This is a genomic window from Aurantiacibacter sp. MUD11, assembly GCF_026967575.1.
Taxonomy (GTDB): domain Bacteria; phylum Pseudomonadota; class Alphaproteobacteria; order Sphingomonadales; family Sphingomonadaceae; genus Alteraurantiacibacter.
This window is the reverse complement of sequence record NZ_CP114054.1, coordinates 1,089,020-1,109,984: the sequence shown is the minus strand read 5'-3', so window position 1 is coordinate 1,109,984 and position 20,965 is coordinate 1,089,020. Positions and strand designations below refer to the sequence as shown.

The following is a 20,965-nucleotide window of genomic DNA, read 5'->3' as shown; positions in this document are numbered from 1 at the left end:
TTTTTTCGGTTAACGCCAAGAGCCTGCAAAGGGCTCCGGTTTCGCTTGAAATTGACTGGCTAAATGCCAATATTGTGCGCAATCCGGTCCGCTTTGTGAGGCCGGGCAATGGAGTTTTGGAAAACATGGCAAATTGGAACGACAACCAGCAGACCCGGCAGGGTTTCGGGGTGTCGCCGAGCCAGACGGGTGATGTCGCTGGCCGCACGACTTTCGACGCGGGGCTGCGTAAACACATGCTCTCGATTTACAACTACATGGCCTCGGGCGTGTTGCTGACGGGCATTGTCGCCCTGCTGACCGCGCGCTCCGGCCTGGCGATCCAGTTCGCCCAGGGCCCGCTGATGTGGCTCGTGGCGCTGTCGCCGCTGGCCATCGTCTTCGCGATGAGCTTCGGCCGCGATCGTTTCTCCACCACCACGCTGCAGGCGATGTTCTGGGGCTTCGCGGTGCTGATGGGCCTGTCGCTGTCGACGATCTTCCTCGTCTACACGGGCGCTTCAATCGCCGCGACTTTCTTCGCCACGGCGGGTGCCTTCGCGGGCCTCAGCCTGTGGGGCTACACCACCAAGAAGGACATCTCGAGCTGGGGTAGCTTCCTGATCATGGGCGTGATCGGCCTGATCATCGCTTCGGTGATCAACATCTTCCTGCAGTCGGCTGCCCTGATGTGGGCCGTCAGCTTCATCGGTGTGCTGATTTTCGCGGGCCTCACCGCCTACGACACCCAGCGCCTGAAGCAGGAATACCTGTACGTGCAGCAGATCAAGATGAGCAATCCGACCGCTGCGGCCGCCTTCCCGATGGGCAAGATGGTCGTGATGGGCGCGCTCAGCCTCTATCTCGACTTCATCAACATGTTCCTGTTCCTGCTGCGTTTCATGGGCGCTGCCCGCGAATAACGCCGGATCGAATCGGAAATGCGATGCCCGGAGTGCAAATATGCGCTCCGGGCATTTTCTTTGTCTTTTCGGACCGCTATCCCGCTTTCGTGTTAACCATCGGTCAGGCGTGATACATGATCGGTGTGACAAGGACTTGAGCGGAAGCCATGACGAAACCACCACTGATCATCCGCGCAATCACGGCGGCCATAGGTGTCGCCATGCTGGCGGCATGCGCCACGCCTCCGCCGCCGCCGCCGCCACCACCTCCACCGCCACCCCCGCCGCCGCCGGCGGTGGTCGAGGCGATCCCCTATCGGCCGGTCCCGCCGCCGCAGGCCGCCTACCAGATGAACATCCCGCGCAAGAACGCCATGGGCGTGCGCGAAACGATCAACACCGCCCTGGGTGAGAGCGAGGCAATCTGGCATTTCCGCTCGGGCTGGAACGTCGCCGCGCTCAACTGCATGCGGCCGGAGCACGAGCCGATCCTGAACGGCTATGCCCAGATGCTGCAGTTGGAGAACGATACGCTGTCAGCGGCCAACAACTCGCTGGAGAGCCGCTTCCGCGAGGTCGCCCGTGACGAGTTGGCAAACGACGGCTTGCCGACCACGCGCAACGACGTGCGCCGCGCCGCCATCGTGCTGCGCGAGGCGCATTCGACCAGCATCTACAACTATTTCGCGACGCCACCGGCGCGGCGCCATTTCTGCAATGCCGCGTTGGCCGTGGCGACCGAGTACCTCACGGCGCCGCCGACGAACTTCACCAACTTCGCCGTCAGCGGGCTGCAACGCTACGAACAGGCGTTCGAGCAGTTTTTCTCCACCTATGAGGAATACGAGGTTGCCTCCAGCGAGTGGGATGCCCGCTATGGCTCGCGTTATGGCGCTTCGCAGCCGGGCTGGGTGGCGCTCTACGGCACCCAGGACCAACAACGGTCGATGGGCGTGCTGGTAAGCCAGGTCATCCCTGACGATCCCGTGGCGGTGCCGGACGAAACCGGTGTCCTGGTGCCGGTCATCCCGGTGGACGAGACGACCGCCAGCACACCTGTGGTGCAGCCCGTGCCCACCAATGTGACCGAACGCTAGCAGCGGCAATTTCCCTCTTTGCAAGCCTGCCGGAGTCCCGCTAAAGGGCCTCTCCCTGCCGTGCCGACGCTGTCCGGCAGGGCGAAAACAGACTGGAACGGGGCCGTAGCTCAGTTGGGAGAGCGCGTCGTTCGCAATGACGAGGTCAGCGGTTCGATCCCGCTCGGCTCCACCAGTTTTCTTCCTGTTTGAGACCCTCAAACGCCGGGCGGGTCGCATTCGCGGCTGCAGCGGGCACAGCTTGCTGAGCATCTAGGGAGGACGCACCTGCGGATGCAGGTGCGAAAAACAAAAGATGATTCCCACCCTGAAAAACGTCTAAGGCACTTCCATGCATTTTCTCGACCAGGCCAAGATCTTTCTGAAATCCGGCGCGGGCGGACCGGGCGCGGTTTCGTTCCGGCGCGAGAAGTACATCGAGTTCGGTGGCCCGGACGGCGGCAACGGCGGCAAGGGCGGCGACATCGTTCTGCGCGCGGTGCCCGGCCTCAATACCCTGATCGACTTCCGCTATGCGCAGCACTTCAAGGCCAAGCGCGGCGGCCATGGCATGGGCCGGGACCGCACCGGAGCCGGCGCGGACGACCTGGTGATCGAGGTGCCGGTGGGCACGCAGGTGCTGGACGAGGATCGCGAGACGGTGCTCGCCGACTTCACCCAGGAAGGGCAGGAAATCGTGCTGCTGAAGGGCGGCATGGGCGGTCGCGGCAATGCCAGTTACAAGACCGCCACCAACCGCGCCCCGCGCCAGCACCAGCCGGGCGAACCGGGCGAGGAAATGTGGGTGTGGCTGCGGCTGAAGCTGCTGGCCGACGTGGGCCTGGTCGGCCTGCCGAATGCCGGCAAGTCGACCTTCATCAACGCGGTTTCCAATGCCCGCGCCAAGGTGGGCGACTATGCCTTCACCACGCTGATCCCGAAGCTGGGCGTGGTGCGCCACAAGGGTCGCGAATTCGTGCTGGCGGACATTCCGGGCCTGATCGAGGGCGCGGCGGACGGCGCGGGCATCGGCGATCGTTTCCTCGGCCATATCGAGCGCTGCCGCGTGCTGATCCACCTGATCGACATTTCCGGCGAGGATCCGGTGGCGGCCATGCGCATCGTCGAGGGCGAGCTGGAAGCCTATGGCGCGGGTCTGGAAGAGAAGCCGCGACTGGTGGCGCTCAACAAGGTCGACCTGGCCGATGCCGAACTGGCCGCAGGCTTTGCCGACGAACTGATCGAGGCGGGCGCAACCGAAGTCTTCCCGATTTCGGGCGCCACCGGCGAGGGCATAAACGAGCTTCTGGATGCGGTGCTCGGCTACCTGCCGGACCGCACGATGACCGAGAATCCCGGCCAGGCTCTCGTGGAGGATGGCGATGGCGAGGAGTCCGAAGAAAAGCCGTGGTCGCCAATCTAACCTAGCATCGGCTGCGGCACTCACTATCTGGCACGCGCAATGATTATAGAAAAACTCGACGACTTTCGCGATCCCGAGAAATGCAAGCGGCTGGTCATCAAGATCGGCAGCGCCCTGCTGGTCGACAGTTCCGGCCAGGTCCGGGTCGAATGGCTACGCACCATCGTCAACGAAATCCGCACTGCGCGCGACCGCGGGCAGGAAGTGGTGGTTGTCAGCTCCGGTGCGATCGCCATCGGCGCGAAGCTGCTTGAATTCTCGCACGGTGGCCGGCGGACGCTGGCGGAAGCACAGGCTTCGGCTTCGGTCGGGCAGATTGCGCTGGCATCGACCTGGTCGACCTTGCTGGCCGAACGCGACCTGGTGGCCGCGCAGATGCTGCTGACGCTCGACGATTTCGAGCACCGCCGCCGCTACCTCAACATTTCCGCCACCCTGGGCCGCCTGCTGAAATCGGGCGTGGTGCCGGTGGTGAACGAAAACGACACCATCGCCACCGGCGAAATCCGCTTCGGCGACAACGACCGGCTGGCTGCCCGCGTCGCGCAGGCCTGCGATGCCGACGGCGTGATGCTGCTGACCGATGTCGACGGCCTGTACGACAAGCATCCCAGCCACCCCGACGCCAACCGGCTGGACGAGGTGCGCGGCGTGACCGAGGAAATTCACGCCATGGCCGATGGCGGCTCCGGCTCCGGACTTGGCTCGGGCGGTATGACCGCAAAGCTGCTGGCGGCGGAGATCGCCGAACGCGCGGGCATCGCGCTGGCGATTATCGACGGGCAGAAGGACATGCCGATGGCCCGCGCGCTGGCCGGCCAGACCGGCACGCTGTTCCTGCCCAAGCGCGACGACAGCGGTCGCCGGGCCTGGATCGGCGGACGCATGCGCTTCAACGGCTCGATCACGATCGACGACGGCTGCGTGGAAGCGCTGGGGAAGGGCAAGAGCCTGCTTGCCGCCGGTATCACCAAGGTCGACGGCGACTTCGAACGCGGCGATATCATCCCGGTGTTCGACGAGACCAAGCGCATGATCGCGAAGGGGCTCGTCGAATATGACTGGTCCGATGTCGAGGCGATCAAGGGCCATCCCAGCGAGGAGCAGGAGGACATCCTCGGCCATACGCCGCGCTCGGCGGTGATCCATCGGGATCACCTGGTCCTGCTGTGACCATCGCCATCACCGGCGGCACCGGCTTTGTTGGCCAGGCGGTGCTCGACGAGGCGTTGCGGCAGGGCGTGCAGGTGCGCGCGCTGACGCGCCGCGAGCAGCCCGAACGCGAAGGCGTGACCTGGGTGCGCGGCGACCTGCATGCGGAAACCGCACTGGAGGAACTGGCCGCCGGCGCCAAGGCCATGCTGCACATAGCCGGCGTGGTGAATGCTCCAGATGCGGAGGGCTTTCGCGCGGGCAATATCGTGGGCACCGAGAACGTCGTGAGTGCGGCGAGGAGCGCGGGTGCCGCGCGGTTCATCCACGTCTCCTCGCTTGCCGCGCGCGAGCCGGGGCTGTCGCAATATGGCCATTCGAAGCGCCTTTCCGAAGAGGCGGTGCAGACCAGCGGCCTCGACTGGACCATCGTCCGTCCCCCGGCGATCTATGGTCCGCGGGACACCGAGATTTTCGAACTGTTCAAGTCGGCGCGCTGGGGCATGGTGCCGATGCCGCCCGCCGGACGCGCCTCGATCATCCACGTCACTGACCTGGCGAGGCTGCTGCTGAAACTGTCGCAGCCGCTGTCCGAAACCAGCAATCGCATCTTCGAGCCGGATGACGGGCAGGAAGGTGGCTGGACCCATGGCGAGCTGGCGCAGGCCATTGGTGAAGCGGTGGGCAGGAAGGTCTGGGCACCGCACGTGCCGCGCGGCCTGCTGTTCTCGGCGGCGCGTCTCGACCGTCTCCTGCGCGGCGACAAGGCGAAATTGACGCCGGATCGGGCCAGCTACATGGCCCATCCCGACTGGACCAGCGCGCCTGGCCAGCAAGTGCCGGCAGACTTGTGGCAGCCAGAAATCCCAACGAAACAGGGGCTTGCAGCCACTGCGCAATGGTATCGCCAGCAAGGCTGGCTGTGATCGCGTAATTTCTTAACAGCCTCCCTTGCCATTACTGGCACTATTGTTAGTCTTTTCCCCTCAATGTGGACGTCTCCGAGGGGTCGGAGGCGGTGTGGGGGAAATATCATGGCAAAAAGGGTGAAACCGGTATCGCGGCGTTCCTTCGTGGCGCTGGTGAGTGGCGGTGTGGCAGCGACGATGATCAGCTCGCCGGCACAGGCCCAGCGCACGGGGCGCACGGACAGCGACCCCAATGACGCCGTCGGCTATGGCCGTACCGGCTATTCGGACAGCGACCCGAACGATCGCGCCGGGCACGGCCGCACCGGGGTTACCGATGCCGATGCCAATGACCGCGCCCAGTACGGCCGCGGCGGTGGCAGCCGCAATTCCGGCATTACCGATTCCGATGGCGGCCTCAATTCCGACGCTGCCGGTCGTGGCCGTGGGAGCGGCACGGGCTATACCGACAGCGATCCCAACGACCGCGCCGGCTATGGCCGTAGCGGCCTGACCGACTCCGACGATTCCGACCGGGCCGGCTATGGTCGCGGTCGCGGCACGGGCTAGGCCAAGCCGAAAATTTCGTGATTGAGTGGGGCCGGGCAATCCGGCCCCCTTGCATTGGGCAGGACAGATGCAGACGAATTCCCCTTCCGCCAGCGAAACGATGCAGATGCTGACGGCCCCGCTTTCGCCGGAAGAATTCTTCCGCGACTATTACGAGCGCAAGTATTTCCACGGGACGGTACAGCACGCTGCGATTGGCGAATTGCTGAGCATCGACCGCATCGACGAGATCATTGCCGACAGCGAATTGCCGCCCACCTCCATCAGCATGGCCAAGTCCGGCCAGTCCATCGACCCCGCCGAATTCACCTTTGCCAATGGCGTGGTTGATCGCGGCGCGGTGCTCGACGGATTTCGCGACGGCGCCACCATCATCCTGCCGCAGCTGCACTTCGCCGATGGCAAGCTCTACGAATTCTGCCTGTCGCTGGAACGCGCATTCGGGGCCCGCACCCAGACCAACATCTACATGACGCCGCCGGGCGAGCACGGCTTCGGCGTGCACTACGACGATCACGATGTCTTCGTGCTGCAAGTGGCCGGCGCGAAGGACTGGGAAATCTACGGCGACCGGGAAAGCCTGCCTTATCGCGGCGAGGGCTTCCGCAAGGACCGCGACGACGTGGGTCAGCTGAAGGATCAGTTCGTGCTGGAGCCGGGGCAGTGCCTCTACGTGCCGCGCGGCACCGCGCACCGTGCCCTGACGCATGGCGACGAGCCGAGCCTGCACATCACCGTCGGGATCCTGGTGCAGACCTGGGCGGACTTCATGCTGGAGGCCGTGGCCGAAGCCAGCTTGCGCATCCCCGAACTGCGCCATTCGCTGCCGCGCGACCTGTTCTTCGACGAAGGCAACCGCGCGGCGCACAAGGCCGAATTCGAGCGGCTGGCACAGGCAATCGCCGACAAGGCGAGCTTCGATGCGACCCTGGCGGTGTTCTCGGGCAATTTCGTCCGCCAGCAGGGCTCTCGCGTGCGCGGCGGACTGAACGCCCTGTGCAGCCCCATCGGGCCGGACGACCGCTTCAGTGTGCGCAAGCACATCCTCTATTCCTTCGAGGATGCGACCGAGGATGGCGAGGACGGCAAGCAAGTGGTGCTGGCGGGAGCCAGTCTGCCGTTGTCAGACGCGTTGGCGGCGCAACTGCAGGCGCGTATTGCCGCCGGTTCGGTCGCCAAGTCCGACTTCTCCGTGGAGGACGAAGAGGAACTGGACGACGTGATCGGATCGCTGGTCGCTTACGGCCTGCTGGTCCGCGACTAGTTCGCCAAGCTAGAAAACCGGTTCGTAGCCCGGCGGCAGGTCGCCGTCCTTGTTGTCCGGGTTGTTGGGCGAGTGGATGCCGCACTCGGTCTTGTCCCAGCCGCGCCAGCGTCCCGCACGCGGATCTTCACCCGGCAGCACGGTGCTGGTGCAGGGCGAGCAGCCGACCGACGGGTAGCCCTTGGCCTCCAGCGGGTGGCGCGGCAGGTCGTGCTCCTCGAAATAGGCTTCGAGGTCGTCCTTGGTCCAGTCGCCCAGCGGGTTGAGCTTCATCCGTCCTTCCTCGATTTCGAAGCGGGGCAGGTTCTGCCGGGTATGCGACTGGAACGCCTTGCGGCCCGAAATCCAGCTGTCCAGCCCTGCCTTGGCGCGCTGCATCGGCTCGACCTTGCGGATTTCGCAGCAGCCGTCGGGATCGTAGGACCAGCGCATGCCGGTCTCGTCCTTCTGCACCAGCAGGTCCGGGTTCGGCTGGACGACGCTGGCATTGGTGAAGCCGAGCAGTTCGATCACCTCCTCGCGATAGGCGAGGGTTTCCTCGAACATCTTCAGCGTATCGACAAAGATGATCGGCACGCTCTTGTCCGCCCGGGCGACCAGGTGCAGCAGCACGACCGCTTCGGTGCCGAAGCTGGAGACCACGCCCACGCGGCCGAGGGTCTCCTCCGCGAACAGTGTGCGCAGCATTTCGGGCACCGGAACCCCGGCGAAACGCGCGTTCAGGGCATCGGCGTCGGCCTGGGTGAAGGCCGGTCCGCTATCGATCCTGTCCACCTTGCGGGCAGCGGATTCAGCCATGCCTGAGATTCCAGATCGGTGATTTCGCATCTGCGGCAGATTGATAAACTTCCGGGAAAATTTCCAGTGCAGCGGCGGCGCTGGCCTCGTTGAGCGGGCGTTCCGGCGCAAAGGCATCGAAACCGCAACGGCGCATATAGGCCAACTGGTCGACCAGCACATCGCCGACAGCACGTAGTTCGCCGGTATAGCCGTGTTCACGCAGCAAGCGCGCCGCCGAGTATCCGCGGCCATCGGTGAAGCTGGGGAAGTTCACTTCCACCAGGTGCAGGCGAGCGAGATGCGGCAGCAGGTCGCGCGCGTCGTCGCCGGGCTCGATCCGCACGGCGTCGGCATCGGCCTGATCGAGGAAGGAATCCACGGTCACCGCTGCAACGTCGGCCTGCTCGTCATCGCGGAAACGGAACTGCACGCCATCGCTGCCGGTGCCGAGGTCGTGGGTCTGCGTATCAGCCATAGAGCGCCTCCTTGAAGGCATCCATGCCAAGCCGGCGGTAGGTATCGAGGAAGCGTTCGCCGTCCTCGCGCTTGGCGAGATAGAGGTCGGCCACGGTTTCCACTGCATCGACGATGCCGGCCTCGTCGAAGCCGGGGCCGGTGATCTTGGCCAGCGAGACGTCCTCCGCCTCGCTGCCGCCGAGCAGCAGCTGGTAGTTCTCGACTCCCTTACGGTCGACGCCGAGGATGCCGATGTGGCCGGCGTGGTGATGCCCGCAGGCATTGATGCAGCCGGATATCTTCAGCTTCAGCTCGCCCAGTGCATCACCCTTGCCATTAGCGGCGAAGCGTTCGGAAATCTTCTGCGCCACGGGGATCGAGCGGGCATTGGCGAGGCTGCAATAGTCGAGGCCGGGGCAGGCGATGATGTCGCCCACCTGGTCCAGGTTCGGGGTGCCGAGGCCGGCTTCGTCCAGCTTCTGCCACAGCTCGTACAGGCGGCCGATCTCGACATGCGGCAGGATGATGTTCTGCGTGTGGGTGACGCGGCATTCGTCGAAGCTGTATTCCTTCGCCAGCTCCGCCATCAGGTGCATCTGCGCCGCGGTGGCATCGCCGGGGATGCCGCCCACCGGCTTCAGGCTGATGGCGACGGAGGTATAGCCGGGCACCTTGTGGGCCACGCAGTTGCGGTCCATCCAGACGGCGAAATCGGGGTCGGACCGGTCGGCTTCATCGGGCAGGCCGTATCCGAATTCAGGCGGCTGGAAGAAGCTGCGGATGCGTTCCAGCTCGGCCATGGGCGGCTCGATGCCCTGCTGCAGCAGGTGCGCGAATTCCTCTTCCACCTGCCGGGTGAATTCCTCCACGCCGGTCTCGTGCACCAGGATCTTGATGCGCGCCTTGTACTTGTTGTCGCGGCGACCGTGGCGGTTGTAGACGCGCAGGATCGCCTCCGAATAGGTCACCAGCTGGTCCAGCGGCACGAAGTCGCGGATCAGCGGGGCGATCATCGGAGTGCGGCCCATGCCGCCACCGACGTAGAAGGCCGCGCCCAGGTGGCCGTCGGCGTCCTTGACGATGTTGATGCCGATATCGTGCAGCCGCATCGCCGCGCGATCCTTCTCCGACGCAATCACGGCGATCTTGAACTTGCGCGGCAGGAAGGCAAATTCCGGGTGGAAGCTGGACCACTGGCGCAGCAGCTCGGCATAGGGGCGGGGGTCCACCACCTCGTCTGCCGCGGCACCCGCATAGTGATCCGAGCTGATGTTGCGGATGCAGTTGCCGCTGGTCTGGATGGCGTGCATCTCCACCTTGGCGAGGTCCGCCAGCAGGTCTGCCGCCTCTTCCAGCTTGATCCAGTTGTACTGGATGTTCTGGCGGGTGGTGAAGTGGCCGTAGCCGCGATCGTACTTGTCGGCGATGTCCGCCAGCGCGTGCATCTGCGTGCTGTTGAGCGTGCCATAGGGAATGGCGACGCGCAGCATGTAGGCGTGCAATTGCAGGTAGAGGCCGTTCTGCAGCCGGTGCGGGCGGAACTGTTCCTCGCTCATCTTGCCTTCGAGGCGGCGGCGGGCCTGGTCGCGGAACTGTTCCACGCGCGCGTCGACCATGGCCTGGTCGTATTGGTCGTACTTGTACATGTCAGATCACCCAGTCCCAGCCGAGCGTCTCGGCTGTCGGTACGGCAAGGTCGGGTCGCACGGTCGGGCCAAGGGCGCGCACGCGGTCCTTGATATGGGCCGGGCGCGGGCCGTCGGCGGTCTGCTCCGCCTCGATGGCATAGGCCGAATTCACGCGCCGTGCGGCGCTTTCGGTGGCGATGATGTCTTCCGCGTCGTCGCCCGCGTCCACGGCCTCGCCGATATGGATCGACCAGCGTTCGCCGGTCCACCAGACCACTGCGCCGGTCCGCAGGTCGTTGCCGGTCAGGATCCTCATGCTGCGGCCTCCTCCACGATGCGGGCGAGTGCGACATCCTCGCGTGCCGTCACATCGCCGATCACGATCAGGGCAGGGCTTTTCACTTGCTCCAGTTCGACCAGGTCGGGCAGGCTGGCGAGCGGACCACGCAGCACGCGCATATCCGCGCGGCAGGCGTTCTCGATCACTGCCAAAGGCATGTCTGGGGCAAGGCCGTCGGTCATCAGCTTCTCGGCAATCTGCGGTGCAGTCTTGACGCCCATGTAGATGACCAGCGTGCGACCCTTGCCCGCCAGACCCGCCCAATCCTGGTCGGAAAGTCCCTTGCACTGACCCGCCACGAAAGAGACGATGCTGGCGTCCTCGCGGTGGGTCAGGGCGATACCGGATGCGGCGGCCGCGCCATTGGCGGCGGTAATGCCGGGGACGACTTCCACCGGCACGCCGGCGGCCCGGGCGGCTTCCATTTCCTCGCCACCGCGTCCGAAAATGAACGGGTCGCCACCCTTCAGGCGGACGACGTCGCGGCCCGCGCGCGCCTCACGCACCAGCAGCGCGTTGATGTCATCCTGCGGCAGCGTGTGCTTGGAGCGGCTCTTGGCCACCGAGACCAGTCGCGCGTCGGGGCGGGCCATCGCCAGAATGGCGGGATCGACCAGGCCATCGTGCACGATCAGCATCGCGCGCTCCAGCAGCCGCGCGGCGCGCAGCGTGAGCAAGTCGGGATCGCCGGGGCCAGCGCCCACGAGATAGATCGTGCCAGTTTTCATGGCGGCTAAAATGCAGGTGGCACCGAAAACCCGCCAGCGAGAATGCTTTGCCGGGGCCCTAGATCAACTTTAGGCCGGTTTTCAGGACGGAGTGAGGGGAGCGAGCGCCAGCACGAGGTGCGGCGGCAAGAACCACAGCACATTGCGCGTCACCAGCACCGCCGACACGGTGCCCGCCACTACGGCGGTATTGGCCAATGCCGCGAGGATGCCGCCCATGTCCACGCCATCGGCGAACATGATGGGCAGGTGGATGACCGCAAAGACCGCGATCGCCGCGACGAGAGCCGTCCGGCGCGACCAGCCATCGGCGATCAGCGCGAGCAGGGCGGCAATGGTCAGGTCCTGCAAGCCGAGCGCCAATGCCGGCGCGACAGTTTCGGTGGTGAACAGCGCATCCACGGCATGGGGCAGCTCGCCCCAGTCGTTGCGCACCGAGAAATAGGCAAGTGCGGCCACCACGGCGAGCACGACCCCGGTCGCCAGCGAGGGCAGTGCTCCCTTGGCCGGGACGAAGGCCGCCGCAAGGCTGCGTTGCACGGCGAGGTAGGCGATGATCGGCAGGTATTGCAGCACCTGGTTGAAGGTGGCGGACAGCACGCCGGTTTCCGGGAGCAACCAGCCCCGGTCGTGCAACATGCGCAGCGCCACGACAGCGAGGATCGCGAGCGCGAACTGGCCTGCGGCAAGCCATCGCCGATCGAGCGCCCGGGCTGCCGCGGGGGGAATGAAAGCGGGCTGGAGCAAGGCTGCCAGCCAAGCCAGCACCGCCACGGCCGAATAGGCTGTAATGATTGCAAGATAATGCGTCATTGACCCTCAGTTCGCCTGAGGATTAACACGTGTGTGTTACCAATGTAAAACGGCCTCGTCGGACGAGATCAGCCTTTGGTGGATTTGTCTTCCAGCCTTTGGCCGATCGCCGCGACCAGTTGGGCGAACTCTTCGTTGCTGCGCAGGTTGATGTCGCGCTGCGGGAACGGGATTTCGATATCGTTCTCGTGGAACAGGTCCCACAGCTTCTTCAGGACTTCCGACCGGACATTGCCGACGCCGTCCTCCGGATCGACGATCCAGCAGTGGATGACGAAGTTCACCGAGCTGTCGCCATATTCGGCGAGCCATACCGAGGGGGACGGGTTGTCCAGCACCCGCTTGCTGGCCTTGGCGGCCTCCAGCATCAGCCGTTCGGCCACTTTCAGGTCGCAATGGTAGGAAACGCCCACCGGCACCTGCATGCGCACCTGGCGGCTGGAATAGGACCAGTTCTCCACCTGGTTGATCATCAGGTTCTCGTTCGGGATCAGGTATTCCTTCTCGTCGCGCGTCACGATGGAAACTGCGCGTACGCCGATCTTGCGGATCTGTCCGAAGGTCTCGTTCCCGGCGGTATCCGCCACCGCGATCACGTCGCCCGGCTTGATGGAGCGATCCATCAGCAGGATGATCCCGGCGATCAGGTTACCGAAGGTCTTCTGCAGGCCGAAACCGATGGCGAGGCCGAAAGCGCCGGAAAACACCGCGAGTGCAGTCAGGTCGATATTGAGCAGGTCGATGCCGATGAAGAAGGCCAGTGCCCAGACCGCGATCGTCGCCAGCTTTTCGGCCAGCAGGCGCTGCGCCATGTCGAGGCTGGTAAAGCGCCGGAAGCCGGACTTGGCCAGCGCGGTGCCGATACGGGCGAAGATGATCACCCCGATGATCACCATCAGCACCACCAGGGCCGACCACAGCGAGAAGCGCGTATCGGCGATGGTGAAGCCCCAGGCGTCGAGCTTCTCCACCAGTCCGGCCACGGTCGGGGTGGTGTCGGCCATCACTTCCTTCAGCGCGTCGGCACTGGCGACGGCATCGGCCGTGGCCGACGCATCGGTAGCCGGTGAACTGTCGGTCACCGCGCCGGCATCGGCGGTATCGACGACGTCGGCAGTGTCGACGGCATCGGCAGTTGCGTCATCGGTCGGCAGTTCGGCAGTGGCGGTCATACAGCTCCCATCGCATCGAGCCCTTTGGCGAGGTCTTCCTTGAGGTCGGTCACATCCTCTAACCCGATAGACAGCCGCACTCCAAGCCCGCTGCCGCTGTCTATGCCCGGAGGCCAGGGGCGCAGCGTGTGGACGGGGGCCGGATCGAAGGGAATTGCCAGGCTCTCGTAACCGCCCCAGCTGAACCCGATGCCGAACAATTCCAGGGTATCGAGCAGGCGGGCGCGGGCATCGGCATCATAGCCCTTTGCCAGGATGAAACTGAACAGGCCGCAGCCACCGGTGAAGTCGCGTTGCCACAGCTCGTGGTCACGCGTGCCGGGCAGCATCGGGCAGAGCACCGCTGCCACCTCATCGCGCGTGGCCAGCCACTCGGCGATTTCCAGCGCGCTGCGGGCCGAGCGTTCCAGCCGCAGGGCCATCGTCCGCAACCCGCGCAGGGCGAGGGCGGCATCGTCGGGCGAAACCACCTGGCCCATGAACTGCGCCTGCCGCCGGATGCGATTGATGACCGGCTTGGCCGCGCTTGCGCTGCCCATCATCACGTCCGAGTGGCCGCCGACATGCTTGGTGAGGCTCATCACGGAAATATCGCAGCCGCGTTCGAGCGCCGGGAAACCGAGCGGCGTCGCCCAGGTATTGTCGATGATCGACAGCACCCCGCGCTCGCGGGCGATTTCCGCGATGGCGGGCACGTCGCTGATCTCCATCGTGAGGCTGCCGGGGTTCTCCACCAGCACGGCCTTGGTCTTCTCGCCGATCATCGCGGCCAAGCCATCCAGATCGAGCGGGTCGAAGGGGCGCGCAGTGATGTCGAACTGCTTGAGCATGGCCAGCGCGATGCTGCGCGTCGGCTCATAGGCGTTGTCGGTCACGAGCAATTCGTCGCCCGGACGCAGCACGGCGAGCAGCGTGCAAGCGATGGCGGCGACGCCGCTAGGGAACAGTTCGGTGCCGTCGGCTCCCGGTTCCAGCTCGGTCAGTGCCTCGGCCAGTGCCCACTGGGTCGGCCCGCCGCGGCGCCCGTAGTAGAAATGCCCGTCGGCATTGGGACGGCCGCCGGCCAGGTCCTCCGCATCGTCGTAAAGGTGCGTGCTGGCGCGCCAGACCGGCGGGTTGACCACGCCGCCCGGCTGGCCGGGAATGCCGGTCCATTCCGGCTTGCGCCCGGCTTCGACCACGTGGGTCGCCGGCTTGCGCTTCCTGTCGCTCACGCGCCCAGTTCCTTCGGCGTCGATGGGTCGGCGCCCCAGTCGCTCCAGCTGCCGTCGTAGAGCGCGCCGTGGCCGTGCCCCAGCAGGTAATGGGCGAACAGCACGACCGAGGCGGTCACCCCGCTGCCGCAGCTGGCGACCAGCGGTTGGGCCGGGTCGATGCCTGCCTTTTCGAAAGCGGCGAGCAATTCCTCGCGCGGGCGGAAAGTGGTGTCCTCGCGCAGCAGGTCGCCGAAGAACAGGTTCCTCGCGCCGGGGATATGGCCACCCGGCAGGCCGTGGACGGTATCTTCCACTGCGCCGGTAAATCGGCCCGCGTCGCGGGCATCGGCCACCTGCTCGGCGCGGCTGTCGACGTTGGCGAGCATTTCCGCCTTGCAGCGCACTTCGCCATTGCCCCCTTCGGAGGTGAACTTGGTGGCTTCGAACTGCTCCGCACCGGTAGCAGTATCGCGCCCTTCGGCCTGCCACTTCTGCAATCCGCCGTCGAGCACGGCGACATCGTCCATCCCGTAGAGCCGGAAGATGAACCAGGCCCGCGCCGAGGTGCGCATGGGGCTGTTGTCGTAGAGCACCACGAAGCTGTCGTTGCCGACGCCCAGCGCTCCCAGCCGCGCCTCGAACTGCGCGCGGGTCGGCAGGCAGGCGGACACCGATCCCTCCGGGTCGATCAGCGTCTTCAGGTCGAGGAAGCGTGCGCCGGGGATGTGCGCCTCGGCATATTCCGCCGCCGCATCGCGCCCGGCATTGGGCAGGTGAGCGGAGGCATCGAGCACGACGAGATCGGCGGAGCCAAGCTCCCCGGCCAGCCAGTCGGTAGTCACAAGTGGTGTCATGCGACGGAGGCGTAACCGCTGCGCTGGCGCTCGTAAATGCCGCTCGCGCTTGCGCTTGTAACGAAGGCAGGCCATTTGGGCCGCCATGAGCGATACTCCCCTGCACCTGGGCCAGCAGAGCGCCCTGCCGGCATCCCCCGAAGAGGCGGTGCTCGACTACGTGCCCAATCCACGTCCCGGCCAGCTGTACCTGGTGCGCTTTGCCGCGCCCGAGTTCACCTCGCTGTGCCCGGTTACCGGAGCGCCCGATTTCGCGCACCTCGTGATCGACTATGCCCCCGGCGAGACGATCGTCGAGAGCAAGAGCCTGAAGCTGTTTCTCGGCTCGTTCCGCAATCACAACGGTTTCCACGAAGACGTGACCGTCGGTATCGGCCAGCGCCTGTTCGAGGAAATGCGCCCCAAGTGGCTGCGGATCGGCGGCTACTGGTACCCGCGCGGCGGCATTCCCATCGACGTGTTCTGGCAGAGCGGCGCCCCGCCCGAAGGCCTGTGGCTGCCCGACCAGGGAGTCGCATCCTATCGCGGTCGGGGTTGACCCTTGCCTGTGACGAGCAGGTTCGACTAGGACGCCGCAAAGTTTCTTCGCGGTTGCAGCATTTGCCATCCGCCCGGTTCAAGGAATTGCTCCAATGCGTATCGTAATGATCGGCACCGGCTACGTGGGCCTCGTTTCCGGCGCCTGCTTTGCCGATTTCGGCCATGACGTGGTGTGTGTCGACAAGGACCAGTCCAAGATCGATGCGCTGCTGAATGGGGAAATCCCGATCTTCGAGCCGGGACTGGACGAATTGGTGGCGCGCAACGTGGAAGCGGGCCGGCTGTCGTTCACGCTGGACCTTGCCGAGGCGCTGCCGGGCACCGACGCGGTGTTCATCGCCGTGGGCACGCCCAGCCGCCGTGGCGATGGCCATGCGGACCTGTCCTACGTCTATGCCGCCGCCAAGGAGATGGCCCCGCTGCTGCCCGAAGGCGTGGTTGTGGTCGACAAGTCGACCGTGCCGGTGGGTACGGGCGACGAGGTGGAGCGGATCATCCGCGAAACCGCACCCGAGCTGGAGTTCTCGGTCGCTTCCAACCCGGAATTCCTGCGCGAAGGCGCTGCCATCGACGACTTCAAGCGGCCTGATCGCGTGGTGATCGGCGTGAACGACGAACATGCCGAGAAGGTGCTGGCGGAAATCTACCGCCCGCTGACCCGCAACGAGAGCCCGCTGATCTGCATGAGCCGACGCGGTGCGGAACTGACGAAATATGCCGCCAACGCCTTCCTCGCCACCAAGATCGGCTTCATCAACGAGATCGCCGACCTGTGCGAAAAGGTGGGCGCCGACGTGCGCGACGTGGCCAAGGGCATCGGCCTCGACAGCCGTATCGGCAACCGCTTCCTGATGCCGGGTCCGGGCTATGGCGGCAGCTGTTTCCCCAAGGATACGCTGGCCCTGCTGAAGACCGGGCAGGACTACGAAGCCCCGCTGCGCATTGTCGAAAGCGTGGTGGCCAGCAACGACCAGCGCAAGCGTTCGATGGGCCGCAAGGTGATCCAGGCGCTGGGCGGCGGCGAGCAGCATGGCAAGACGGTCGCGGTGCTGGGGCTTACCTTCAAGGCGAATACCGACGACATGCGCGACAGCCCCGCGATCAGCATCGTGCAGGCGCTGCAGGATGCCGGGATCAAGGTGAAGGCCTACGATCCCGAAGGCATGGAGCAAGCCGCCAAGGTGTTGAGCAATGTCGCCTATTGTGGCGATGCCTATGAGGCGCTGGATGGCGCCGACGCCGCTGTGATCGTCACTGAATGGGACGCCTTCCGCGCGCTCGACCTCGACCGCATGAAGGGCCTGCTCAAGTCACCTGTGCTGGTGGACCTGCGCAACCTCTACAGCCGCCACGACGTGGAAGACCACGGCTTCACCTACGTCGCCGTAGGCAGGTAAAAGGAGGACGTTCACGCAGAGCCGTGAACGAAAAGAAAAATGGTGCCGGTTAGAGGATTCGAACCCCTGGCCTGATGATTACAAATCAACTGCTCTACCAACTGAGCTAAACCGGCCCATGCGCTGTCGCGGGTTGCCCCTTTGGTCGAAAGTCCCGGTGAAGACAAGTGGGCGAAAATCGAGAGGCAAACGCGGTAGGAATCTGGTGCCTGATGTGCTTCAATGCAATCGGGACGCAAGGGAAGGGTGACATGGATCCCAGCACACGCGATCAACTTATCTACGAAGCCCACCGCAAGTCGACGGGCGTGGCTTACCTGCTGTGGTTCTTCCTGGGCTTCTTCGGCGCACACCGATTCTACATCGGCCGCACCGGTTCGGGCGTGGCGCAACTGCTGATGTGCCTGTCGGTGATCGGCATCATCCCGCTGGCGTTCTGGTGGCTCATCGACGCCTTCCGCATTCCCGACATGGTGCGGGAAGAGAATCTCGACACGATCCGTCAGCTGGGCGGACACATGCCGCAGAACGACAACGCGCGACTCGGCCCTCCCGATCCGGAGGCGCCGCGCCGTTCGCTCGACCCGCGCGTCGAGGAAATCCGCGAGATGCGCCGCCGCTAGGGCACGCCGAAAGTCCACCCCTCCGTCCGCGCGATGTCGCGTGTCATTCCGGCTGGCTGCCACAGTTCCGCCCGCCGTGCGTTGCCGCGCATCCAGGCAGCGGTGATCAGCGCATCGGAGGAGTGATCGTCGATCGGCCCGGACCCGCCGACTGGTGGGCTGCCGAGCGCAACCAGCGCTGCGTCCAGCTCCTCGCGCGACTTGATCTTGGCCTTGGCAGCGGTGCGGCCGGCCGCGAGCGCGGCAATAGAGGTGTAGATTTCCGCGATGACCGAGCCGGTATGCGGCAGCGGATCGATCGGCCAGACGGCCAGCCTGTCTTGCAGCGCATGCAGCACGCGCATGCCGGTGAGGCTGGACTTGCCCACCTGCGACGCGCCGACCAGCTTGAAATTGCTCGTCGGGCGCAGGCCTACGGCGGCTTGCGCATGCTCGGCCACGCGCAGCCGGCCGTTCTTGTGCGCGGCGCCATCGCAGCCGAAGTGTTCGCCCTTGCGATGACCGTGGTGGAAATATTCGCCGAGCTCGGGGTGGGAGACGAAGCTGCCCGCGGAGAGATGCTCGTCCGCCGCGCAAATCCGGTCGATCAAGGCCCAGAGCTCGCGCGCATCGCTTGGGCTGTTGGCGTAGCCGGGGAAGAAGTCGCCGCAATCGCAGAAGGGGAGGGACACGCCGAGGTCGACCCCGACGAAGCTGTCGTCGGGCAGTTCGTCGCGCAGCACGGCCAGGATTTCCTCGCGCGACCAGCCGCGTTCGCGTTCGACCAGCACGGGCGGTCCGCCATCGGCATGGGCAATGGCCATGGCGATGGACTTGTGATGCGATCCCTTGGCGCCGGACCAGTCGATGCTGATGTAATGCGAGAACTGCCTAGGCATTTCGCTCCCGGCGCAGCTTGTCCCAATAGTCCAGCCGCTTGGCGATCTCGCGCTCGAACCCGCGTTCGACCGGCTCGTAGAAGCTTTGCGGCTGCATCTCGTCGGGCCAGTAATTGTCGCCGGAGAAACCCTCTTCCGCATCATGATCGTAGGCATAGCCCGCGCCGTAGCCGGCATCTTTCATCAGCTTGGTGGGCGCGTTGACGATGTTCATCGGCGGCATCAGGCTGCCGGTTTCCTGCGCGCTGGCAAAGGCGGCCTTCTGCGCCTTGTAGGCGGCGTTCGACTTGGGCGCGGTGGCGAGATAGATGCAGGCCTGCACCAGTGCCAGTTCGCCTTCGGGAGAACCGAGGAACTGGTAGGCCTCCTTGGCGGCGATGCACTGCTGCAGCGCCTGCGGATCGGCGAGGCCGATATCCTCCACTGCCATGCGCACCAGCCGCCGGGCCACGAACAGCGGCTCTTCGCCCGCCACCAGCATCCGCGCCATGTAATAGAGCGCCGCCTGCGGGTCCGACCCGCGCACGGCCTTATGCAGCGCGGAGATGAGGTTGTAGTGCCCTTCGCGGTCCTTGTCGTAGACTGCCAACCGGCGCTGCAGGAACTTGCCGAGCGCGGCGGGATCGAGCTGCTCGGTGATGCCTGCCGCATAGAGCGTTTCGGCCTGGTTGAGCAGGAAGCGCCCGTCACCGTCGGCGCTGGCGATCAGCGCGTCGCGTGCCGCTTCGGTCAGGGGCAAGGGGCCTTCCAACTCCTCCGCGCGGTCCAGCAGCTTGCCCAGTGCCTCGGCATCCAGCCGGTGCAGGATCAGTACCTGTGCGCGGCTGAGCAGGGCGGCGTTGAGTTCGAACGAGGGGTTTTCCGTGGTCGCGCCGACCAGCGTGACGAGGCCGCGTTCGACGAAGGGCAGGAAGCCGTCCTGCTGCGCGCGGTTGAAGCGGTGGATCTCGTCCACGAACAGCAGCGTGCGCTGGCCCGCCTTCTGCGCCTGCTCGGCGGCGGCGAAAGCCTTCTTGAGGTCGGCAACGCCGCTGAACACGGCGCTGACGGCCTCGTAGCGCATGCCCACCTCGTCGGCGAGCAGGCGGGCGATGCTGGTCTTGCCGGTGCCCGGCGGCCCCCACAGCACCATGCTGGAGAGCTTGCCCGCAGCGACCATGCGCCCGATCGCGCCGTCCGGCCCGGTCAGGTGTTCCTGTCCGATCACCTCCGCCAGCGAGCGTGGGCGCAGCCGATCCGCCAGCGGGGCATCCTCGCTGGGTTCGTCGGGCGCACGTTGCACGGGATCGTCGGCGAAGAGATCGGCCATGGCCCGCTATGTAGCGCGGCAAGGCGAAATTGCATCAGGAGTCTTGCAACGGCATTCTCAAGATATATCTTAGCAATATCGTGGGACGCAATTGGAGCTATGCAATGAGCAAGCGAAACGACAAGAAGCCGGGCGGGGCTAAGCCGTCCAAGCCCTCCAAACCGCGCAAGCCGCGCAAGGCCGCGAAGCCAGCCAACAACGACGAGGACATCGAGGAAGCCGAAGTCGAGGAATTGCCCGAGGGCGACGACCGTCCCGAGAGCGAGGACATCCATGTCGAGGTCGAAATCGACGTCGATGTCGATGACGAGACTTCCGACCGCGATGGTCCCTTCGGCAAGGACGGCCCCTTCGGCCCGGACGGTCCGTTCGGTCCGGGTGGCCCCTTTGGCGCCGGTGGCCCGTTCGGTCCCGACGGCATTTTCGGTCCGCAGGGCCTGTTCGGCCAGGGCGGCAAGCGCCGTCACCGCCATCGTCACCGCCACCATGGCGGACCGCGGGGCGCGCGTCGGCGCGGCCGGATGTTCGGTCCCGGCGAACTGCGGCTGGTGCTGCTGGCGCTGATCGCGGAAGAGCCGCGCCACGGCTATGACTGCATCAAGGCGCTGGAAGAGGCGACCGGCGGTGCCTACGCCCCCAGCCCGGGGGTGGTCTATCCGACGCTGCAGCTGCTGCTGGATGAAGGCCTGATCGTCGAGCAGGAGAGCGAGGACAGCCGCAAGGTCTACGAAGCGACCGATGCCGGCCGTGCAGCGCTGGAAGAGAGCAAGGACGAGATCGAGGAACTGCTCGAACGCCTTGGCCGCCGCGCCAAGCGCGCCAGTGCGGCCCGCTCGTCCGACATGATGCGCGCCATGGGCAATCTTGCCTCGGTGCTCGCCAATGCGGCTGCGCAAGGCAAGCTGGCCGGCGAGAACAAGCACAGGATTGTCGACCTGATCGACGAACTGGCGCGCAAGATCGAAAGGCTCTGA

Annotated in this window: 22 protein-coding genes and 2 tRNA genes; 12 read left to right on the top strand and 12 right to left on the bottom strand. The window is 65.4% G+C overall.

Features of this window, described 5'->3' with window-relative positions; translation table 11 throughout:
- Positions 1–125 precede the first annotated feature (125 nt).
- From OZN62_RS05575 to OZN62_RS05540, 8 genes are all read left to right on the top strand, one after another.
- Positions 126–902, top strand: a complete 777-nt coding sequence (locus OZN62_RS05575; protein ID WP_269101776.1) for a Bax inhibitor-1/YccA family protein — start codon at positions 126–128, stop codon at positions 900–902.
- A gap of 149 nt (positions 903–1,051) precedes the next feature.
- Positions 1,052–1,981: a hypothetical protein gene (locus tag OZN62_RS05570; RefSeq protein ID WP_269101775.1), complete on the top strand. Its 930-nt coding sequence runs from the start codon at positions 1,052–1,054 to the stop codon at positions 1,979–1,981.
- A 99-nt stretch (positions 1,982–2,080) separates the two neighbouring features.
- Positions 2,081–2,156, top strand: a tRNA-Ala gene (locus OZN62_RS05565).
- Between the two features lie 156 nt (positions 2,157–2,312).
- Positions 2,313–3,383, top strand: a complete 1,071-nt coding sequence (gene obgE, locus OZN62_RS05560) for a GTPase ObgE (RefSeq protein WP_269101774.1) — start codon at positions 2,313–2,315, stop codon at positions 3,381–3,383.
- 39 nt (positions 3,384–3,422) lie between these two features.
- Positions 3,423–4,556: a glutamate 5-kinase gene (proB, locus tag OZN62_RS05555; RefSeq protein WP_269101773.1), complete on the top strand. Its 1,134-nt coding sequence runs from the start codon at positions 3,423–3,425 to the stop codon at positions 4,554–4,556.
- The gene (locus tag OZN62_RS05550) at positions 4,553–5,461 is read left to right on the top strand and encodes an NAD-dependent epimerase/dehydratase family protein (RefSeq protein WP_269101772.1); all 909 of its coding nucleotides are present in this window, start codon (positions 4,553–4,555) and stop codon (positions 5,459–5,461) included. The genes proB and OZN62_RS05550 overlap by 4 nt, the downstream gene beginning before the upstream one ends.
- 108 nt (positions 5,462–5,569) lie before the next feature.
- Positions 5,570–6,013, top strand: a complete 444-nt coding sequence (locus OZN62_RS05545; protein WP_269101771.1) for a hypothetical protein — start codon at positions 5,570–5,572, stop codon at positions 6,011–6,013.
- 67 nt (positions 6,014–6,080) lie between these two features.
- A complete protein-coding gene (locus tag OZN62_RS05540) occupies positions 6,081–7,277 on the top strand; it encodes a cupin domain-containing protein (protein WP_269101770.1) in 1,197 nt (398 codons plus the stop codon).
- A gap of 9 nt (positions 7,278–7,286) precedes the next feature.
- Here the strand turns inward: OZN62_RS05540 and OZN62_RS05535 are convergent, their stop codons facing one another.
- The 9 genes from OZN62_RS05535 to OZN62_RS05495 form a co-directional block, all read right to left on the bottom strand.
- Positions 7,287–8,075 (bottom strand): phosphoadenylyl-sulfate reductase, encoded by a 789-nt coding sequence (locus OZN62_RS05535; RefSeq protein ID WP_269101769.1) that lies wholly within the window; start codon positions 8,073–8,075, stop codon positions 7,287–7,289.
- Complete coding sequence (locus OZN62_RS05530) at positions 8,068–8,532, bottom strand: DUF934 domain-containing protein (protein ID WP_269101767.1); 465 nt, start codon at positions 8,530–8,532, stop codon at positions 8,068–8,070. The genes OZN62_RS05535 and OZN62_RS05530 overlap by 8 nt, the downstream gene beginning before the upstream one ends.
- Complete coding sequence (locus OZN62_RS05525) at positions 8,525–10,159, bottom strand: nitrite/sulfite reductase (RefSeq protein ID WP_269101765.1); 1,635 nt, start codon at positions 10,157–10,159, stop codon at positions 8,525–8,527. Before OZN62_RS05525 ends, OZN62_RS05530 begins: the two co-directional genes overlap by 8 nt.
- A gap of 1 nt (position 10,160) precedes the next feature.
- A complete protein-coding gene (locus tag OZN62_RS05520; protein ID WP_269101764.1) occupies positions 10,161–10,457 on the bottom strand; it encodes a DUF2849 domain-containing protein in 297 nt (98 codons plus the stop codon).
- On the bottom strand, positions 10,454–11,209 hold the full coding sequence (gene cobA, locus OZN62_RS05515; protein ID WP_269101763.1) for a uroporphyrinogen-III C-methyltransferase: 756 nt from the start codon (positions 11,207–11,209) through the stop codon (positions 10,454–10,456). Before cobA ends, OZN62_RS05520 begins: the two co-directional genes overlap by 4 nt.
- Before the next feature lie 81 nt (positions 11,210–11,290).
- Positions 11,291–12,022, bottom strand: a complete 732-nt coding sequence (locus tag OZN62_RS05510) for a hypothetical protein (RefSeq protein WP_269101762.1) — start codon at positions 12,020–12,022, stop codon at positions 11,291–11,293.
- Positions 12,023–12,090: 68 nt separating this feature from the next.
- Positions 12,091–13,194, bottom strand: coding sequence for a mechanosensitive ion channel family protein (locus OZN62_RS05505; RefSeq protein ID WP_269101760.1), 1,104 nt, complete (start codon positions 13,192–13,194; stop codon positions 12,091–12,093).
- The gene (gene metC, locus OZN62_RS05500) at positions 13,191–14,408 is read right to left on the bottom strand and encodes a cystathionine beta-lyase (protein ID WP_269101759.1); all 1,218 of its coding nucleotides are present in this window, start codon (positions 14,406–14,408) and stop codon (positions 13,191–13,193) included. The genes OZN62_RS05505 and metC overlap by 4 nt, the downstream gene beginning before the upstream one ends.
- Entirely contained in the window at positions 14,405–15,244 is an 840-nt protein-coding gene (locus OZN62_RS05495) for a sulfurtransferase (protein WP_269101757.1), read from the bottom strand. Before OZN62_RS05495 ends, metC begins: the two co-directional genes overlap by 4 nt.
- A gap of 85 nt (positions 15,245–15,329) precedes the next feature.
- Here OZN62_RS05495 and queF point away from each other — a divergent pair, with 85 nt between their 5' ends.
- Together queF and OZN62_RS05485 are read left to right on the top strand one after the other, a co-directional pair.
- Positions 15,330–15,782 (top strand): preQ(1) synthase, encoded by a 453-nt coding sequence (queF, locus tag OZN62_RS05490; RefSeq protein WP_269101756.1) that lies wholly within the window; start codon positions 15,330–15,332, stop codon positions 15,780–15,782.
- 94 nt (positions 15,783–15,876) lie between these two features.
- On the top strand, positions 15,877–17,181 hold the full coding sequence (locus tag OZN62_RS05485; protein WP_269101754.1) for a UDP-glucose dehydrogenase family protein: 1,305 nt from the start codon (positions 15,877–15,879) through the stop codon (positions 17,179–17,181).
- Between the two features lie 40 nt (positions 17,182–17,221).
- Here the strand turns inward: OZN62_RS05485 and OZN62_RS05480 are convergent.
- Positions 17,222–17,297, bottom strand: a tRNA-Thr gene (locus OZN62_RS05480).
- 135 nt (positions 17,298–17,432) lie between these two features.
- Here OZN62_RS05480 and OZN62_RS05475 point away from each other — a divergent pair.
- Entirely contained in the window at positions 17,433–17,804 is a 372-nt protein-coding gene (locus tag OZN62_RS05475; protein ID WP_269101751.1) for a TM2 domain-containing protein, read from the top strand.
- Here OZN62_RS05475 and OZN62_RS05470 read toward each other — a convergent pair.
- Both OZN62_RS05470 and OZN62_RS05465 read right to left on the bottom strand, forming a co-directional pair.
- Positions 17,801–18,682 carry a hypothetical protein gene (locus OZN62_RS05470; protein ID WP_269101749.1) on the bottom strand — a complete coding sequence of 294 codons (882 nt, stop codon included), beginning with the start codon at positions 18,680–18,682 and terminating at the stop codon, positions 17,801–17,803. The genes OZN62_RS05475 and OZN62_RS05470 overlap by 4 nt on opposite strands.
- The gene (locus OZN62_RS05465; protein WP_269101748.1) at positions 18,675–19,991 is read right to left on the bottom strand and encodes a replication-associated recombination protein A; all 1,317 of its coding nucleotides are present in this window, start codon (positions 19,989–19,991) and stop codon (positions 18,675–18,677) included. Before OZN62_RS05465 ends, OZN62_RS05470 begins: the two co-directional genes overlap by 8 nt.
- 104 nt (positions 19,992–20,095) lie before the next feature.
- Here OZN62_RS05465 and OZN62_RS05460 point away from each other — a divergent pair, with 104 nt between their 5' ends.
- Positions 20,096–20,965, top strand: coding sequence for a PadR family transcriptional regulator (locus OZN62_RS05460; RefSeq protein ID WP_269101747.1), 870 nt, complete (start codon positions 20,096–20,098; stop codon positions 20,963–20,965).

Excerpts from the sequence above, each read along its gene's own strand:
- OZN62_RS05520 (WP_269101764.1), bottom strand. The coding sequence starts at position 10,457 with ATGAGGATCCTGACCGGCAACGACCTGCGGACCGGCGCAGTGGTCTGG.
- OZN62_RS05510 (WP_269101762.1), bottom strand. The coding sequence starts at position 12,022 with ATGACGCATTATCTTGCAATCATTACAGCCTATTCGGCCGTGGCGGTG.
- OZN62_RS05525 (WP_269101765.1), bottom strand. The coding sequence starts at position 10,159 with ATGTACAAGTACGACCAATACGACCAGGCCATGGTCGACGCGCGCGTG.
- OZN62_RS05545 (WP_269101771.1), top strand. The coding sequence starts at position 5,570 with ATGGCAAAAAGGGTGAAACCGGTATCGCGGCGTTCCTTCGTGGCGCTG.
- OZN62_RS05495 (WP_269101757.1), bottom strand. The coding sequence starts at position 15,244 with ATGACACCACTTGTGACTACCGACTGGCTGGCCGGGGAGCTTGGCTCC.
- obgE (WP_269101774.1), top strand. The coding sequence starts at position 2,313 with ATGCATTTTCTCGACCAGGCCAAGATCTTTCTGAAATCCGGCGCGGGC.
- OZN62_RS05505 (WP_269101760.1), bottom strand. The coding sequence starts at position 13,194 with ATGACCGCCACTGCCGAACTGCCGACCGATGACGCAACTGCCGATGCC.
- queF (WP_269101756.1), top strand. The coding sequence starts at position 15,330 with ATGAGCGATACTCCCCTGCACCTGGGCCAGCAGAGCGCCCTGCCGGCA.
- OZN62_RS05460 (WP_269101747.1), top strand. The coding sequence starts at position 20,096 with ATGAGCAAGCGAAACGACAAGAAGCCGGGCGGGGCTAAGCCGTCCAAG.
- OZN62_RS05485 (WP_269101754.1), top strand. The coding sequence starts at position 15,877 with ATGCGTATCGTAATGATCGGCACCGGCTACGTGGGCCTCGTTTCCGGC.
- OZN62_RS05470 (WP_269101749.1), bottom strand. The coding sequence starts at position 18,682 with ATGCCTAGGCAGTTCTCGCATTACATCAGCATCGACTGGTCCGGCGCC.
- OZN62_RS05540 (WP_269101770.1), top strand. The coding sequence starts at position 6,081 with ATGCAGACGAATTCCCCTTCCGCCAGCGAAACGATGCAGATGCTGACG.
- OZN62_RS05570 (WP_269101775.1), top strand. The coding sequence starts at position 1,052 with ATGACGAAACCACCACTGATCATCCGCGCAATCACGGCGGCCATAGGT.
- OZN62_RS05535 (WP_269101769.1), bottom strand. The coding sequence starts at position 8,075 with ATGGCTGAATCCGCTGCCCGCAAGGTGGACAGGATCGATAGCGGACCG.
- OZN62_RS05475 (WP_269101751.1), top strand. The coding sequence starts at position 17,433 with ATGGATCCCAGCACACGCGATCAACTTATCTACGAAGCCCACCGCAAG.
- proB (WP_269101773.1), top strand. The coding sequence starts at position 3,423 with ATGATTATAGAAAAACTCGACGACTTTCGCGATCCCGAGAAATGCAAG.
- cobA (WP_269101763.1), bottom strand. The coding sequence starts at position 11,209 with ATGAAAACTGGCACGATCTATCTCGTGGGCGCTGGCCCCGGCGATCCC.
- OZN62_RS05465 (WP_269101748.1), bottom strand. The coding sequence starts at position 19,991 with ATGGCCGATCTCTTCGCCGACGATCCCGTGCAACGTGCGCCCGACGAA.
- OZN62_RS05530 (WP_269101767.1), bottom strand. The coding sequence starts at position 8,532 with ATGGCTGATACGCAGACCCACGACCTCGGCACCGGCAGCGATGGCGTG.
- OZN62_RS05575 (WP_269101776.1), top strand. The coding sequence starts at position 126 with ATGGCAAATTGGAACGACAACCAGCAGACCCGGCAGGGTTTCGGGGTG.